The following is a 17,626-nucleotide window of genomic DNA, read 5'->3' as shown; positions in this document are numbered from 1 at the left end:
GTAAATTGTCAATGAGCACTATTAAAGAAGGTTCCAAGAAAGTTATTGTCCATATTGCCTTAATATTGGGCTTATTGTTTGCGGTCCTATTCGTATTCTTTCAGATTTATCTCCCTGGATATACCAACCACGGAGAATCGGTAACTGTACCAGATCTGGAAAATTTCCACTATAGCGAGATTGAAAAATACTTGGAAGCACGTAACTTAAGGTATGAAATCACTCCTGACAGTGGTTTCGTAGCAGATGCTCAACCCTTGGCAGTACTTAAACAGAATCCACGTCCTGGTGCAAAGGTCAAAAGGGATAGAAAAATCTACATTACCTTGAATGCTGAAAATGCACCATTGATAAAAATGCCTAATTTGGTTAACAGTCCTATCAAAAATGCGCAAGAAGTATTGGCCAATTATGGTTTAGTAAGGGGCGAAATCATTTACACACCTGATATTGGACATAATGTTGTTTTAGAACAAAAATTTAGAGGCAGATCGATCAAAGAAGGGTTTGAGATCCCGAAAGGTTCCCAAATAGACTTGGTCGTTGGTGACGGACTTGGCAAGCAAAGCCTGGCCATTCCAAATGTAGTAGGCATGGATGAAGAAGAAGCAGAAATTGCCATTGTTGGCTCTGGTTTAAGGTTGGGTCGTATCAATTATGTGACCACCGATACCGTTCCTAAAGGTACTATTCTTAAACAATTGCCTCCATCTGGTATTGAAGCAAAAACAGGTGAGTTGATCGATTTATGGGTGTCTGAGCTGGGAGTCGATACAAATTTTTAAATGAATAGAAAGACTTATATAATTCTACTTTTTTCTTTACTGCTGACTTTGACCTATTTTCCATCAAAGGCACAGTTGATACAGCTTCCTGTAAATCATACAGGTTTTGAAAATAAAAATAACACGCAAAGAGCAAGGCTAATGGCAGACACATTGGCCTTGCCCTTTTGGGATGACTTTTCATCCAGCAGCTTGGATTCAGCAAAATGGATCAATCAAGGAACCAATGTTTCTCTGAATGTAGGCATTAACGCACCTAGTTTGGGTGTAGCGCTTCTGGATGGAGTTAAAGCCAATGGCCAACCTTATAGTACGGATATTACCCAATCCGGAGTGACTGACCAGTTAAGCTCTCAATTCATCAATCTGGATGGCCTTGACGCTATAGCACAACAATCCATTTACCTCAGTTTCTTTTGGCAAGCAGGTGGAAAGGCAGAACTCCCCGATGCTTCAGATTACTTGGAATTACTATTCTTGGACAGTTTGAATAACTGGAACCAAGTTTGGGTACAGCAAGGAGGTCAGGATATTCAGGAATTTAAACAGGAAATTATTCAGGTCAATGGCATTTACCTTCATGATCATTTCCAATTCAAGTTCCAAAGTACCGGAAGAATGGCAGGGCCTTTCGATAGCTGGATGATAGATTATGTTTACATCAGTGATGATAGAAACAGTAATGATTTATATTATCAGGACCGTGCCCTAACACAATTGAACAGTAACTTTTTGGGCAAATATGCTGCTCTTCCACTTTATGAGTTTAATAATTTGCCAGACACTGTCCCTCAGCCTATCACTAACCAATTTTTCAATTTAAATGATCGGTTTAGGGCCATGGAATATTCCATTGAAGTAAGAAATAAAGCAACTTCAGCACCTGTAATGGTGCTTAATAGCAATACACCTTTTAACCCAGTACCACTGGCCAACGAAAGAAGGGACTTTAGCAGCGCAGCTCCAGGGGATTGGAACTTGGAAGAAGTTACAGAAGAATTTGAAATGGAAAGTTGGGTTTATCTTAGTTCGGGTGACAATTACTTGATTGAGGCGATCAATGGATTAGATACCACTTATCATACAAACGTTGACTTTAGGCTTAATGACACCATTAAAACTACTATCCCAATCAAAGACTTTTATGCTTACGATAGAGGCACTGTAGATTATGCGGCGGGAATCAATCAGCGATCCGGAATGATTGCGATAAAGTACAACACTTCAGCTCCAGCCTTTATTAATGCCATTAGCATCAATTTCACCAATGCCGCCCAAAGAGGTAATGCAGTGGACTTGATGATTTGGTCATCACTGGAGGAAAACCCATTGTTCACCAAGGAAGTGATCATCCAAGAAAAACCCTCCTTAGAAGCTTTTACCAAATTTGAACTGGATACTACCATCAGCGTAGAAGGAGACTTTTATGTAGGTTTTATGCAGTTCACCAATGAGTTTATACAAATCGGCTTAGACAAGTCCAATGATACATCGGGTGAAGTCATGTATAATACATCAGGTACTTGGCAACCCAATACAGAGGTCTTAGGTTCTTTGATGATCAGGCCACATATGCAAACAACAGGCCCAGAGGCGCCTGAAACACCCAGCGAGACTGATAGAATAAAAGCCTATCCAAACCCTGCCACCGAGCAAAGGATTTTTCTGGAAGGAGAAATGGATCTGGTCAAAATGTATGATGCTTTTGGCAGGGAAATAAATATAGATATCATACCTTCGGAAAAAGGTAAAATCATTAATTTTACAGGTAATCACAAGGGAGTGTACCTGATCAAGGTATGGAAGAAAAACACTCCGCAATCAATCAGAATTTTAGTAGAATAATTATGGAAGACATTACGGTAGAAGAATTAAAAGAACGATTGGACAATAAGGAATCCTTTGCCTTTTTAGATGTTCGTGAAGAATGGGAATACGAGGAAGATAACCTTGGTGCCAATAATATTCCACTGTCCCAGTTACCAAATGCTTTGGGTGAGTTGGAGGAATACAAAGACCAGGAATTGATCGTTCATTGCCGCTCAGGTGCAAGGAGTGGAAATGCGAAGAAGTTTTTAGAAACAAAAGGTTTCACCAAAGTAAGAAATGTCCTGGGAGGCATTATGGCATACAGAGAATTAGAAGAAGAGTAGGCAAAACCTACTCTTTTTTATTTTTCCAACTATGGGATACACCATTAGGCTATCTGGAATGGTTGTGGTGTAAAGCACAGGATAAATATGATAATGGCCAGCCAAGCCAATACTTTTCTTGGCGGGTTGATCGGTTTCCCATCCCTTACTGGAGGATGCTCAATTCCAATCAGCCTTCCCAAAATAAAGGCAAAAAACAACCAACCACTGTACCCTTCCAAATGTGGGTAAAAATAGAGCAGCACGTATTGCAATGTCACAATACTCAAGGTTAAGGTCCATTTTGTCTGGTTTTTAAGGCTGGACTTCCTAAAGCAGATATAAATAAAGATCAAATAAAGCGGCAGTGCAAAAATCAAATAACTGGTTCCTTCATAGGGATTAACCATCCCCAAGCCAGCAAAGAATAAAAATACCGTGTAGAAACTAAGACTAATCTTCCGGTGATGTTTAGGAAACAATCCAAACACCACATGGCCCCCATCCAGCTGCCCAATGGGCAAGAGATTCAAGGCAGTAAAAAACAAGGCCAAATACCCAGCAAACAAATATGGATAGTGAATAACTTCACTCATGTTGGGCATTTTATCAGGGTCTGCCAAAAGCTCTTGCATGCCATAGAAAAGCAGGTTGTAGCCCAATTGAATATTGACTCCCCCACTCTCTTCCAGAGAATAATCAGGGTCAAGATACTCTGGATGAATTTCATAAATAAAGTCAGCATCTGGAAGGTTTTGAAACCCATATACCAACACACCAAAGGCAATAACAAAACCTGCCAAAGGACCAGCCACACCTATATCGAAGAACTTTTTACGGCTACTGACAAAGTCCTTCATTTTAATAATCGCACCCATGGTCCCAATAGATGGAGCGCCTAGAAAGCCTAACCAAAAAGGAATGAAAAAGGGCAAAGAGGACTTTACCTTATGATGGATAGAAGTAAATAAATGTCCCAATTCATGTATCAATAGAATCCCTACGAAGGGAATGGAAAAAGCCATGGACTGGACAAAGTAGTCCCAAGTAAGCGGCATTTCATCAGAAAGAATACTTCTTCCAAACAGCCACTCTCCACCTGCCAAGGTAGTACACACAAATGTGACAATAAACAGTAAACTGTGCTTAAGGTATTCTTTATTACTGTACATCCGAAAAGTAATCCATCAGGGCATTTGGGTGATTAATATGGCAGGTTCGAAGTCCTACCTTTTCTGCTCCGAGCAGGTTGGGTGCCGTATCATCAAAAAACACTCCTCTATCTGCTGGCATTCCTATATGATCCAAAACTTTTTCATAGATAATAGTATCTGGCTTACGGCAGCCCATTTCATGGCTTAAAAACACATGATCAAAAAGCTCATTAAAAGTAGATATCCCAGTATCCTCTAATAAGATTTCCTCGACCCTTTTGAAATGAATACCGTTTGTGTTGGACAACATATAGACGGGATGAGATTTTCTTAAGTACTGAAGCAACTCTATTTTCTGCATGGGTATTTTTCCCAACATCGCATTCCAAATATTATCAATTTCTAAATCACTCCAGTCTTTTTTAAAGGCGTTTCGGATTTCTGCCCTAAAAGTGGCGTCATTGATTTCACCTTTTTCATAAGCATGATGGATAGGGTTCATCATAAAGTTTTCAGAGAGTGCTTTTCCGTCACCGTTCAGATTTTCACCTAATTGACTGATGGTAAACGGAATATCCAAATCAATGATCACCCCACCGAGATCAAAAACAAAAAAATCGATATTTTTATCTATTTTCATACAGGTAAATGTTGTTGTTTTGAAATCAAATATGTAACATTGCAGTCCCAAAAGCAAGGAAAAAGTCATCTAAGCGATTTCGATTGGTTACATGGTTTGATCCACTGGAAAGCTCCAGAAAAACTGCTTTTCCGGGCCTATAGCTCAGCTGGTTAGAGCACTTGACTCATAATCAAGGGGTCCCTGGTTCGAGCCCAGGTGGGCCCACTGAAAATCAGCCACTTACGATTGAAAATTGTAAGTGGCTTTTTTATTTGCACACGATTTGCACACAAAATAGGGTCAAAAAATATTTTTAAATTTTCTTGAATCCTCTGTCCCAGAGCCGGCCATTTTGGTGATATCTTATGTGTTTTAAGTTTTGTTCAACCTTTATGGTATTGAATAAAATAGGCTTTCAAAAAAAAAAAGATATAAATAATTATTTACTTTCTAGTCCAAGCTTGTCAAAAAGTAATTTTCTTTTTTCTCCATTTTGCGGAATGGGTAACGAAAAATATAGAGGATAAGACGGGTTTTTACTGTATTTAGGCAGATGAACATGATTGTTCTTTATGGATATGATCTTCTTGAGATCAATAACATATTTCCTGCTTAATTGAAAAAAGCTTTTCCCCAGTAGGTGATGGTTTTCATCATAAAAGTTTTTAAGCCCTGGAGAATTAAACACTATTGGCTGCTCCTTATTAAGGAGATATGCCTTGATTACCTTATCATCTGCCTCCAATAAAACCAATTCTTTGATGGGCAACCCTGTAAGTTCTCCATGTCCGGTTGTAACAAAGATAGTTGGCCTAGTATTATTTGATGACTTGCTTCTATGATATAACTGGTTATTGTTCCCTTTTTTACTTTGACTTTGCTTGATTACCAATAATTCCATTAAATCTTCAAGTTCTTGCCTTCTGTATGGCTTTCTTAAAAAGGCATATGGCATTGTAAGTTTCGCAATATCGAAGCCAGTATTTTTTGGCAAACCAGATAGAAAAACCATTGGGATGGAACCTATCTGATTGATCAGTAAAGCCAGCCGGATTCCTGCTGTCTCATCCCCATTTAAGTCAATATCCAACAAAGCAATATCAAATGTGTCTGAATTTAGCAACTCTGCCCCCTCCTGAAATGAGGTGGCCGGCCCGGTAATGTTTACCTGACCCTGTGAAAAAGTTTTTAACAAATCACTTTTTATCATATCTCCAATAAACGGATCATCTTCTACCAATAATATTTTTATTTCGTTTACCATATTGGTTTTTTAAACAATCCTATTGTGACTAAAAAACATTTACAAAAACTTAAGATACAATTTACTATTTTCTAATCAACTTAAGTGTATACCTCGTTCCCACATCGGACTGTAAACTTATTTCAGCTTGGATATACCTAGCCAATCGACCTATTAATTTTGTGCCTAGCCCTTCACTTGCTTCATTGGATATTCCAATACCATTATCTTCCAAATGAATTAAAATGACATTTGCCTGTCTTTTTAATGAAACACTTATTTTGGGATAGTTGATGGTTTCGTTAAATGCATATTTGGAAGCATTGGTAATTATTTCCGAAACAATCAGCCCCAGGTTCAGTAAGGTAGGGACTGATAATCTTGTTGACTTAGCATTGGAATCGATTTCTACCCTAAAATCAATCTTCTGCCCTGTATGCCTGAACAATTCTTCAAGGTGTGCTGTCAAGTCCAAAAGGTATTTTCCCAGCAGCACATCTTCCTCTTCATGATTTGAGTAGGTCAAATATTCCTGCAACGAAGCTATAGAAATAATTGCTGCTTCAGAGTTTCTTAACACTTCTTTTGCCTTCTCATCAGAAATACTTTCAGAAGCAAGTCGAAGTAGCTGTTGCAGACGAGTAAGGAAATTATAAATTCTATGCTCATTGTCCTTTTTTTGGTCAATGATAATGAGGTTTTTTTCCTTTAGTTTTCTATTGAAACGGAATAAGAAAAGTCCGAATATAATAGACAATCCTACTAGAATAGCTAAAAAGATAATAAACTGCTCATTTGTTCGAATACGAGCTTGTGCTAAAACAGTTTCCTGTTCTAAATACTCGTTTTCCAATTCTCTTTCTCTCAGTAGAAACCTTGATTCTACCTTTTGTACTTGCAACTTCTCTTCTAAAAATACTTCTTCTTTCAAATCCGCCAACTTTTTTAAAGCCATGAGTGCATCTTCATGCTGTCCCATTTTTTCATTGACTCTTACTTTTAAATCATAATGATCCAATAATAGGTCTTTTAAGGTGACCGCATGTAACAATGTTGCGCCGGAATCCAGATAGGATTTGGCAATTTGATATTGGCCTAAATGAAGAAATAAGTCGGCTAGATTATTATAGCTTACTAGGTATCCTATTTGATGTTCATTCTTATGATAAACAATATTTGCCCATTCAAGGTACTTTTGGGCAGAATCCAACTGATTCAATTTCAAAAAATCTAAGCCAATATTGGTTAAAGTAGATGCAGTATTTACTATCGACAATCTGTTTTTTAGATCAAGGGACCTGAAATTGTAATATAAGCTGCTATCTATATAATTTAGCTTTCGATAGGCCATTGCCAAGTTATTGTAGGCATATGCTTCCATGGTGGAGTCACCAATGGCCAATGCCAATGCCAAAGATTCCCTATGACTTTTTGCAGCTAATTCATTCTCCCCCAAGTCTATATACATTAGTCCGATTGTGTTGAGGATTTCAGAGGCACTTCCTGTATCCTTTTTAATTTTTGCCACTTCTAAAGCTTTCTGGCTACTTTCCAAGGATTTTGAATATAAGCCCATCCTCCTATAGCTCATAGCTATCGATTTAAATGAACTAATGATCTTTACGGTATCTTTTAGTTCAGTGGCAGCTTGGTTAGTAAGTATGTAAAAGTGATTGGAGGAATCATATTGTCCCAGATAGTAATAAGAAAAGCCTAGATTATTGGTGACTTTTCTTTTATTGGTTAGATTATTAATCCATTTTCTATCTTGAAGTAAAGGCAGTAGTACCTGATTAGCTTCTTGGTACTTACCTTCATCAAGGTAAGTATTGGTAAGGTCAAATAATGAGTCTTGCTTTGACTGGAAGGGTTCTTGACCAAAAGAAAAGCAAATGGTCCAAACAAGAAAGAAACTTATTAGCGACCATGTCCTGATAAATTTAAAATCGAATTTCATACATCTTTAAATGTAGTAATTGGTAAAAAATACGTATTTAGTAAAGTTAAGAAAAGACCTTGAAAATCAAGGTCTTTTCACCAATCAACCTTTGTCTACAGGTTTTTCATCGCCTTCACCGCTATCTAACATTTTTTCCATCTTTGCGGGTCTTTCATCTTTTTCATCATAGCCGAGAATTTTGCCACATGAACTTAAGCATATCATCATCACAATGATGATGATAACTGAATTAAACATTTTCCCCATGTTTATTAAATTTTTAGTTTTTAAGATTATGGGGAGGTGGCCGAAGTGAAGAGTCCTAAATGTCCCCACATTTAATGGCTTCCTTCGGCATTCAGCTGATCCAATACAATCCGTTTTATCCGAACATGCATGCATTCATGTTCTACGGAACAAAGCCTTCTGCTTTGAAATTTAGAATGCGCTTCATATCTTGACTAAAGCTTTTCATCAAGCACAAATTGTATTATGAATCAAATTTGAGAAACAAATAATTTAATTGCTTGTCGGCCAACAGTCCTCAACAGTTTTTTTAAATACGATGGAAAAAAATCTTGAAATTCAGTTCGAATTGTTCAAAAAATTCATGGAGCTAATCGCTGATATGGACAATGTGGGAAAACCATACTATGCCTACAGACGGCCAGATGCGCAAAAATTACGTCGAAAACTAATGAAACTGGAAGAAAAAAATGTTGACTATTTTTTACCAGGTATAAATACTATCAGAGATTATTTTACTTTATCACAAAATAAAATTCAAAATATAACAAGTTTATCCTACTCTGAAAGAACACTGAATTCGCTAAGCCTTTTTATTGGAATAAATTCTTATTACGAATTTTGCGATAAAATCAAATATGAACTTGGTTATGGACATATTCTTACTGGCGATCTTATCTATAAATCTCGCCGGGGATTAAATGCTTCTTCAAGCACATCACAATCCCCTCCCGGCAAAAGCGAACAAGAAGTTGCTTTAGACAAGCAGGCTATTTTACTGGGACAATTGAGGGAAAATTCAAACTCCTACAGAGACTCACTTTATAGAGGCCGATTCAAAAATGTAAGAATAGAAAAGATTCTTCTTGCAGATGCTAGTCTTGCTTCCACTCTCCCAGCAGAAGTCAAGAATAGGGATAGACAATTGGATCTTTTTACCGCTATCAGATCCCTAGGAGAAAAAGACATTCATCATGCCATTATACTTGGGTCAGGAGGCATGGGAAAGACCATGTCGCTTTTGCACCTATGGGAACGGCTCTTGGAAGACAAAAATCAACCTATTCCCCTTTTTATCGCTCTCAATGAATATACCAGTTACGCCAAGAAGGAAGAGCAAAATTTCATTCGATGGTACATAGCCCATCACTATTTAGGTGAAAGCTCGCCCACTAAAAAGTCAGAAAACAAAATCTGGAATCTGCTCAAAAAGAAACCGGAAAAGGAACAACAAGGCATCGTTTTACTATTGGATGGCTTCAATGAGGTAACGGCCAACCTAGACGAATTAATTGGAGAACTATCCAAGCTATCAACCGAGGCTCCAAATGTTCAGATGATCGTCACTTCTCGCTATGTGGAGATTCAAAACTATACTTGGGCGAGGAACTCCGAAGTCTTGGAGTTAGTCCATTTAGGAAAAAATACGATTTCGGAATATCTGTCCAAAAACAGATTTTCTATCCCAACCGAGGGTTCCAAGCTTTTCGAATTATTGGGTAATCCTTTGATGTTGACCCTTTATGCTCCTACAGAGCAAATTATTAAGGATTTCAACCAAGACGATCGTTTTTCATTTTTCGAAGTACAGACAGAGGCAGAGTTACTCTGGAATTTCCAAGAAGCCCTCTTAGCCAAATTATTTAAACATTCCGAAACGAACCGGAACGAATATTTCTACGCCGCATTTTTGATTCGATATGTGGTTCCGTTTGTAGCCTGGAGGATGGAAAAAGAGGAGGCCTTTTTTATCACCAATGACTTTGGACAAAACCCTAAATTCAACTTTAATACGGTAATCGGAGAAGCTTGCGAGAAACTAAGGGAAAGTGGTATCCTAAAAATATTCCCGGATATCAGAAAGATCACGGATCGGATTTCCCTGCAAAAATTGGATGAACATGCAGACATCGACCGCTCCGAAGAAATCAAAGGCTATTTGACACTCCACCTAAATATCTTGGTTCAGGAAGGAAGCGATCTTCGCTTCCTGCACCAAAACTTCCGGGATTTCTACGCTGCCTGCCATTTGCGAAACTGCATTACTTTTTCTCTCTCCGAGCAAAAAAGACCCATCGAATGGAAGGAAAGAACATTACCTATCTATCTTAGGAAAATGCTAGGAGAACTGGAAGGAGAATACCTATTTGATGCACAGGAACTATTACAGGAAAAAGAACTCCCCTTGCGGATCAAAAAAAACTATTTAACACGCCTCATAGATTCCTGTAGAGATCAGGATATGACAGAGAACTATACGGTTTGGAATTTAGTCACAATTTTGCATGAAGTCAGAGGTACTTTGGCTGGGGCGGATTTAAGAAATCTGGATTTAAGAGGAATTATACTGAACCACATCCCACTTACAGCTTTTAGAGGGACAAAATACCTTCCTGCGAGATTTAAGGGAGCTAAATTGGATGGAAAACAGATTGTCTCCCAAAGCCATTCTTCTGGAGTAACAACAGCTGAATATAGTTCAAATGGAGACAAAATTCTGTCATCATCTGGAGACGGAACTATTAAAGAATGGTCGACTTATACAGGAGAATGTATAGCATCATATGAACACTCCAACATTGTAAATTCAGCAATCTATAGTACTGATAGTAAACGAATTATTTCGTTTTCTATGGAAAACGGTATAAAGCAATGGGCAACCGATACCGGAAAGTGTGAGTGGGTCTTTAATGATGATCGGCTGCTGATCACTTCAGCAATATGCAGCAGCGATGGTGCGCAACTTGTTACCGCAACAGGACGTAGTACAATTAAAATTTGGTCCATTCTGGGTAGAAAATGCGTATTTACTCTCATTGGCCATAAAGACCGTGTCAATTCTGCTATGTACTGCCCCGATGAATTGAGGATAGTCTCTGCATCTGACGATATGACTATCAAAGAGTGGTCAGTCGCAACAGGCGAATGCATTTGGACATTTAGAGGGCATGAACAGGCAATTAATTCTGCCATATACAGTCCAGATGGGTTAAGGATAGTATCCGCCTCTGAGGACGAAACGATCAAAGAGTGGTCGGTAGAAACTCGAGAATGTATGAGTACATACGAGGGGCATTTGGGTTCCGTAAATTCTGCCAAGTATAGCCCAGATGGATTAAGAATAGTATCTGCCTCTTCGGACGGAACAATCAAGGAATGGTCGGTTGCTACCGGAGAATGTATAAGAACAATTAGAGGACATAAAAAAGAAGTTAATTCTGCGGTGTACAGCCAAGATGGTAAAACAATACTATCAGCTTCTATTGACCATACTATCAAGGAATGGTCAACCAATACAGGGGAATGCCTAAAATCGTTTGGAACTGAAAGTTCAGATTGCAGGATAGCTATCTATAGTTCAGATAGTCGAAGAGTTCTCAGTGTAGTCAACGAGAATACCATTAATGAGTGGTCCATCACTAATGGAAAATGTATAAAACTTATAAATCATCCTGAAACTATCACACACGTTAAATACAGTAAAAATTGCAAAATGATCCACTCCCAATCCACAGACTTTCCTAATTATATTATAAGAATATGGTCACTATACACCGGAAAATGCATTAAACATTTAAAATTGAAAAATACAACAAGCGTTAATCCAATCTTTAGCCATGACGAAAGACACATTCTATATGCTCATGAAAATAACATAAAAAAAATATCAGCAAGCACTCTTAAATTGGCCAAGTTGTATAAAGGACATCTTAAACCAGTCAAAGCTATCGAATATGACATCTCTGGAAAAAATATCATTTCAGCCTCCAGCGATATGACTATTAAAATTTGGGATAGTGATTCTGAAGAATGTATCAAGACAATAAAAGTGGATTCTCCCAATATCAAAAACATAGAAATAGACCCAAAAGGGGAACACTTTATTACGATTTCTACAAATAAAATTGAAATTTGGTCAACTATTACTTTGGATTGTATGCTTTCAGTACATTTCGATACCCTCAAATACGATCAATTTATATTTGACCATAGGAAAAAGCGAATTTTTTCAATTTCCTTTCATTCTATAAAGGAATTTTCCGCTATTACTGGTGATTGTTTGAGGACTGTAGAAGTCCCGAATACTTTGTTTAATATTGATATAAACCCGGATGGAACAAAAATACTCACAACAGATCTTTATAAATCTAAAATTTGTGAATGGTCGTCTGATACATTAAAACTAATTCATACTATTCATTCAGAAATAGGTCTTTTCGTCCAATCCCTCGATTTTCGAAAAATCCATCCAGATTCGGTTTTCACCAAAGAAGAAAAAGACCGCCTTCGACGTTATGGGGCGATCTTTGACGATCAGGATGAATTGGAATGGAATAAGGCCGTGAAGGATGCCTATGGGGAAATGGAGGAGGAGTAATAAACATATATTTCAGATTTTGTTACATATATATATATATATTTATTTAGTTAAACTTATAGAAAAGGCCAGTCTAAAACTGGCCATTCCTATTGATTTACTGAAGCAAATACACCAGACCTGCCTTGACAACAACTTGCCCATCTCCTAGGGTTTGGTATTTTACTTCAGGATTAATACCAAAATTGTCAGTAAACTTTATTACTGTTCCAACCCCGATATTTGCACCAGAATTACTTGCGGAGGCCTTTATACCCATATACTTAGATGATACCCAAAGAGTTGTAAACCCAGCCATACCATAGAACTGAAGTTGTTGATGGCTTAAATAATACCTTACATCCAGATTCAGGTTACTTGCATTTACATCTTCCTCTGGAAAATACACCGTGAAATTGGGCGCAACAGAGATATTGTCCAAAAACAAATACTCTGCTCCAAAATTCACTCCAAATCGCTCAATCTCGAAACCATAGTCACCTCCCACTTGCAAGCGCAATTCGCCAGTGCTCTGACCCTTTGCGCTTAAAGTAACTATCACAAAAGTTATTAAAAAGAATAGTTTTTTCATGGTTTAATAAATTTTAGGTTATGAATAATTAAGTACTGTATCTTATCAATGAACATTATTAATCCCTAATAAAAATCAACTTGCTACATGTCTTACTTCTCCTTGAGTCATATTCCAACTGAATGCTTTATCTTAGCTGCCACCAAATTGAAGTCTAGACTTTAACCATTAATGCATCACCATATTGGTATCCAACTTCATCAGATATCACTCGATCATCCTCCATAACAGTTCCCTCTAGGATTAATATTCATGACTCTAATATATCTATCGCCAAATTGACTTAGATCACCATTTTTGGTGACTTAAGTACTTTTTAAATTTGACAATTCTGATTTTATAGAAGTGGAAAATGGAAATTTTCCCACAAACAATAAAGACTTGTTTATCAGCTCATTAGAAATAGATGTTTTAAGTATTTTCTTGGAACAATCCCTACTGCAGCATAAACATAAAAGTGTAAACAATAGAATGAAGAAGTAAAACCATGAGATGAGACTCAGATAAAGTGAATCCAAATCTTTTATCTTAAAAATTGGAGAGAAGAAAATGCTATGCACAATGGAATGCTTCAATTAGAGTTAAAATCAATTTACTCCAATTACTTATTTTGTTTCAATTTTTTCCTATAAAGAAAAATGGTAGTTTTAGAATTCACTCAAACAAACTATTACATACGATTATTTCTTCCCTCCTACATATTCCCTTTTCACGAACTTTTTCCGCCTCCTCACGAACTTAGATTTGAAAAGCATTGGGGCTTTGCTTAATTCAAACTAAAACAAGGTCACTCATCTACTAAATCCAAATTGATTAACCAGTGAGTGTATTCTGTTGAAACAAAAACATCTATTGGTAATGAATAACTCAGCCTCCATAAATAAAGACCAAACCCAAGAGAAGCTTGCTGCTTTTGAGATGGTTGCAAAATGGTTGCCGGGGATCAAAATTATCCAACAGATAGACCCTATTCAAAACCTGTTTATTTGTGAAAAGGGGATACAACATTATGGCTTATCACCAGCTTTTTTTAAGCACTTACCCACTCGTGAATTTGAGAAAATTATTTTTTCACCACATCACCAGGACACTTGCTTTTTAGGCACAAGAGAGGGACAGTCTCTTGATGAACGAGAAACAAAATTGTACTTACAACGAAAAGTATTTGACCATAAAACAATCATGGAATTGGTCATGGTGAAGAAGGTATTTTCAGAAAATGCAGATGCTCCATTACTTCAACTCATCCAGATTATTCCCATTAAGTTCCAGTCATGGGCAATGGCCAAAATGGAACGGGTTATTCAAGAGATGAATTTTAAAAAGGCCAATTACAAAAAGTTCAATCTATTGACAGAGAGAAACAAGGAAGTATTGGCTCATATGGTGAGCTGCTGTAAAGCAGAAGAAATCAGTGAAATGCTGGGTATCTCCGTCAATACCGTGAACACCCATAAGAAAAAGATCAAGGATTTACTGGTATTGGAAGAAAGTCACGAAGTGCTCTGGTATGGACTTGCATTTGATTTATTGTCATGTTAATTTTTATCATAGGGAGCACCAGTAAATACTCCCCATTCCCTTGTCCACACAAATAGATTCATTGATCACTATTCCGTAGAAGCGCCCTCCCATTTGCAGATGATTCCATTTTCAATCACGTAAAAAACCCTTTTCTCTTTAAACCTCTCCGTTATGTTTTTCTCCCCATCTATCATATGCTCTTGAATAACCTCATTTCCACTTAGGTCATCAGCCCATAAGTCAAATTCTCATCCTTCACTAGGTTCTGGTCTAAGCACCACAATGGTTCCATGGGGATATTCCCTTCCATCCTGGATTTATTGCTTTGATGTTTTGTCTTACGAAACCATATTCTCTATCCACAATTTTGGGATCAACCAAAAACTGAATGCCATTCTCTCAATAAACATGTACAAGGAAAAATTACGCTCTAGAGCATAAGTCTTTTTAAAATGTTAGTAGTTCATTGTTATGAAGCACTTCGTTTAATTTTCATTTGACAACAATACAGTTCCACCGCGGTAGCAATTTGATGATGTCCACCTTCCTTCTAATGACTTCTCATTTCCTGTCAAATTCATTCTCATACCAGTACAAGCATACAAGCCCCTAGGGTTTTCGAAAACCAAAGGATTTGATACTTCTAACAGTATTAGACCATCCACCATGGTACCTGAAAATCTCCTATCTTGTCTTTCTGCCCCGCGTGTAATTGTAAAGTTTCCTCTAATAGTATTTCCGCATTCATAAATATCAAACTCTATATCCCATGGCCCACCAGAATCCGGATTCGATAAAGAGCCTTTCATCTTGACATCAAATATTTTTTTGCCTTCTATATACACCAAACCCTGATAGGTTTCAGGGATAGGTTGTCCTTTATCAACAAATAAAAAATCATACTGAAGCAGTATTGTCAATAGTTCATTGCCAGTTGCAGTCGGGTATTGTAGTGCGAGTTCCCTACCTATTTTATTGTTATGTAAATCCATCAACTTAGCAGCTTCAGAATCAGAATTACTTTCATGGGCATTGGTCAGGTCTTCAATAAACGTCATGTCAGAAATTTTTAGTGTCATTAAAGCATTCCAATATGCATGCCTTATGGCATCCACTTTTGTGTCTTTTAAGCTTAGGTTTGGGTCACAAGAAAAGCTGCTTCCTGAATCATCAAACGATGGTTTTAAAGTGAGAAAAGCCAAAAAACTTTTATATGGGTTAGTTAATACCAACTTCCACTCTTCTTCAGTCAGTTTGTCTGACAAAGATTCATACAAAATCCTATCATTACCAGTACTCCTCCTATTGGACAATTGCTTTATTTCTTCAAAAAGAGTTATACTAAGTTGATCACTTTCTTCTACTAATAGGTCAGGAGATATTATAGAAATATTCTCGTAAGCCTCAAGAACTAATTCATAGGTCGGGATGGGAATACTTTTAAAATCAATTGCACTTATAGGGCCAACAGGGTCTCCGTTCGAAATTGGGTTAGGAGATGGATCATCAGAACTGCAGGCGAATGATAGAATTAGAGCTATCATATTAGCTATTGTTAATAGTCTGTCGTTAGTTTTCATGACTTACAAGCTTCAATGATTTAAGACAATTTTTTATATTTAATTTATATCAAGAAATTTAAATTTTGACGTTCATTTAGTAGTGAATAGCCAAGCAATAAACGTAATATTCCTTGTCAAAAAACTTGATAGAAAATGGCACTACAACTTATGCTAATTCCCTTGATTACATTCATACTTCAATATGGTTACTTCACCTGAATTTACTACATCTATGAGCTTTGTAGGAAATCCATGATCATTTACCGAGAGTACATCAAATACAGCATATTCTCTTTCTGGAAGATTTTCATAATGATTGATATAAGTAGTGCTTTTTATTAAATTCGCACTTGCGACAAAAGGATATGTACCTTCGTCAAAATAGTCCCCTGCCAACAAAAATTGAAACCTGAAATCACCAAAGGAAAGCCAGATATTTTGGATGTCCGTATAAAAAACTGAAATACGTTCGTAAGCTGTCTGACCGTTGGAGGGATCATTCAAAACTGATCTGATAAGATTGTAGTTATCATCAAATTCATGAACATAATTCCCTAAGAAGTAGCCAAATTGTTTTTGTACAATTCTAACTGTTTTGTCACCCACATAGGTGATTTCCGTTGTGTCTTTATACCCTGAAGCATTATGTTCCACAAATACCCTCTCTAATCTGCCCTCGGAATTGTACCCCATAGTCATTGTATTAAAATATTCCTTTATTACATGTATTAATCCATCGGCTCTATATTCAACTGTCATAGTGTCCACACCAACGCCACCTTCAATATCAATCCACCGTTTAATCATTCCATTATCATAGTACTCAAATACAGATTTGTAGTCTGACCCTTCATTATACGCCTCTATCAATCTACAGGAAGGGATGACATATGGCTGCCCAAACATATTTTTGGAAGGAATGGCAGGCATGAATTTCGCCTCTTTAAACTTAACTACCACATTTTTATCACCATGTACTGTAATCTGTTGAGGAACCTCATTTCCACTTAGGTCACCATCCCATGAATCAAATTCCCATCCCTCACTAGGTTCTGGTGTAAGTTCCACGGTCGTTCCATGAGGGTATTCCCTGCCTCCTGAATTGGTCACAATAACTTCATTTACCGTTCCTTCTCCTTCAATCGTGATACTCAAAGGATAATCTCTTTTAACAAAGGTCGCCGTGACTACTTTATCCTCATTCATAATTAGATCATAGCTTAAAGAATTCCCTTTTGCTCCCTCATCCCAACTTTCAAAAACCCAATTGGGATGGGGTACGGCTGTAAGCTTTACACTTTGTCCACCTGAATAATTTTCTAAGTCGGGAGAAATATTAACATTTCCACCCTCTTGAGGAGACACATTGATAGTAAGGGAATAACTTACTTTAGGCTTTTCATCTTCAGAATTGCAAGAGTATATCATTACCACTATCAGTAGATAATAAATCCTATTTAGAATTTTCAT

At 37.2% G+C, this 17,626-nt stretch carries 13 protein-coding genes and 1 tRNA gene; 6 read left to right on the top strand and 8 right to left on the bottom strand.

Annotation, left to right across the window (positions count from 1 at the left end):
* The first annotated feature begins 11 nt into the window (after positions 1-11).
* From JL001_RS17360 to JL001_RS17350, 3 genes are read left to right on the top strand one after another with little or no spacing between them, the layout of a single operon-like run.
* Positions 12-785, top strand: a complete 774-nt coding sequence (locus tag JL001_RS17360) for a PASTA domain-containing protein (RefSeq protein WP_200978448.1) — start codon at positions 12-14, stop codon at positions 783-785.
* Positions 786-2,630: a T9SS type A sorting domain-containing protein gene (locus tag JL001_RS17355; RefSeq protein WP_200978446.1), complete on the top strand. Its 1,845-nt coding sequence runs from the start codon at positions 786-788 to the stop codon at positions 2,628-2,630. It begins immediately after the preceding gene.
* A 2-nt stretch (positions 2,631-2,632) separates the two neighbouring features.
* Positions 2,633-2,938, top strand: coding sequence for a rhodanese-like domain-containing protein (locus JL001_RS17350; RefSeq protein WP_192010104.1), 306 nt, complete (start codon positions 2,633-2,635; stop codon positions 2,936-2,938).
* A 44-nt stretch (positions 2,939-2,982) separates the two neighbouring features.
* Here JL001_RS17350 and JL001_RS17345 read toward each other — a convergent pair whose 3' ends face one another.
* Together JL001_RS17345 and JL001_RS17340 are read right to left on the bottom strand one after the other, a co-directional pair.
* Positions 2,983-4,089 carry a site-2 protease family protein gene (locus JL001_RS17345; protein ID WP_200978444.1) on the bottom strand — a complete coding sequence of 369 codons (1,107 nt, stop codon included), beginning with the start codon at positions 4,087-4,089 and terminating at the stop codon, positions 2,983-2,985.
* Positions 4,079-4,711, bottom strand: a complete 633-nt coding sequence (locus JL001_RS17340) for an HAD family phosphatase (protein WP_200978443.1) — start codon at positions 4,709-4,711, stop codon at positions 4,079-4,081. The genes JL001_RS17345 and JL001_RS17340 overlap by 11 nt, the downstream gene beginning before the upstream one ends.
* 133 nt (positions 4,712-4,844) lie before the next feature.
* Here JL001_RS17340 and JL001_RS17335 point away from each other — a divergent pair.
* A tRNA-Ile gene (locus tag JL001_RS17335) sits at positions 4,845-4,918 on the top strand.
* Between the two features lie 214 nt (positions 4,919-5,132).
* Here JL001_RS17335 and JL001_RS17330 read toward each other — a convergent pair.
* The 3 genes from JL001_RS17330 to JL001_RS17320 form a co-directional block, all read right to left on the bottom strand.
* Positions 5,133-5,957 (bottom strand): response regulator, encoded by an 825-nt coding sequence (locus tag JL001_RS17330; RefSeq protein WP_200978435.1) that lies wholly within the window; start codon positions 5,955-5,957, stop codon positions 5,133-5,135.
* Between the two features lie 64 nt (positions 5,958-6,021).
* A complete protein-coding gene (locus JL001_RS17325; RefSeq protein WP_200978433.1) occupies positions 6,022-7,893 on the bottom strand; it encodes a tetratricopeptide repeat protein in 1,872 nt (623 codons plus the stop codon).
* A gap of 84 nt (positions 7,894-7,977) precedes the next feature.
* Positions 7,978-8,142 (bottom strand): hypothetical protein, encoded by a 165-nt coding sequence (locus JL001_RS17320; protein WP_236252874.1) that lies wholly within the window; start codon positions 8,140-8,142, stop codon positions 7,978-7,980.
* Positions 8,143-8,440: 298 nt separating this feature from the next.
* Between JL001_RS17320 and JL001_RS17315 the strand changes: the two genes are divergently transcribed.
* Positions 8,441-12,499 carry an NACHT domain-containing protein gene (locus JL001_RS17315; RefSeq protein WP_200978429.1) on the top strand — a complete coding sequence of 1,353 codons (4,059 nt, stop codon included), beginning with the start codon at positions 8,441-8,443 and terminating at the stop codon, positions 12,497-12,499.
* A gap of 97 nt (positions 12,500-12,596) precedes the next feature.
* Here the strand turns inward: JL001_RS17315 and JL001_RS17310 are convergent, their stop codons facing one another.
* Positions 12,597-13,070 (bottom strand): outer membrane beta-barrel protein, encoded by a 474-nt coding sequence (locus tag JL001_RS17310; protein WP_200978428.1) that lies wholly within the window; start codon positions 13,068-13,070, stop codon positions 12,597-12,599.
* Between the two features lie 858 nt (positions 13,071-13,928).
* On the opposite strand from JL001_RS17310, the gene JL001_RS17305 reads away from it, so the two are divergent.
* Positions 13,929-14,612, top strand: a complete 684-nt coding sequence (locus JL001_RS17305) for a LuxR C-terminal-related transcriptional regulator (RefSeq protein ID WP_200978426.1) — start codon at positions 13,929-13,931, stop codon at positions 14,610-14,612.
* Positions 14,613-15,079: 467 nt separating this feature from the next.
* On the opposite strand, the gene JL001_RS17300 is transcribed toward JL001_RS17305, so the two are convergent.
* Positions 15,080-16,174: a hypothetical protein gene (locus JL001_RS17300; protein ID WP_236252873.1), complete on the bottom strand. Its 1,095-nt coding sequence runs from the start codon at positions 16,172-16,174 to the stop codon at positions 15,080-15,082.
* A gap of 153 nt (positions 16,175-16,327) precedes the next feature.
* Complete coding sequence (locus JL001_RS17295) at positions 16,328-17,626, bottom strand: hypothetical protein (RefSeq protein WP_200978422.1); 1,299 nt, start codon at positions 17,624-17,626, stop codon at positions 16,328-16,330.

The sequence above is a fragment of the Echinicola sp. 20G genome (assembly GCF_015533855.1).
Lineage (GTDB): Bacteria > Bacteroidota > Bacteroidia > Cytophagales > Cyclobacteriaceae > Echinicola.
The sequence above is the reverse complement of the archived record's forward strand: the minus strand, read 5'-3'. Positions and strand labels throughout refer to the sequence as shown.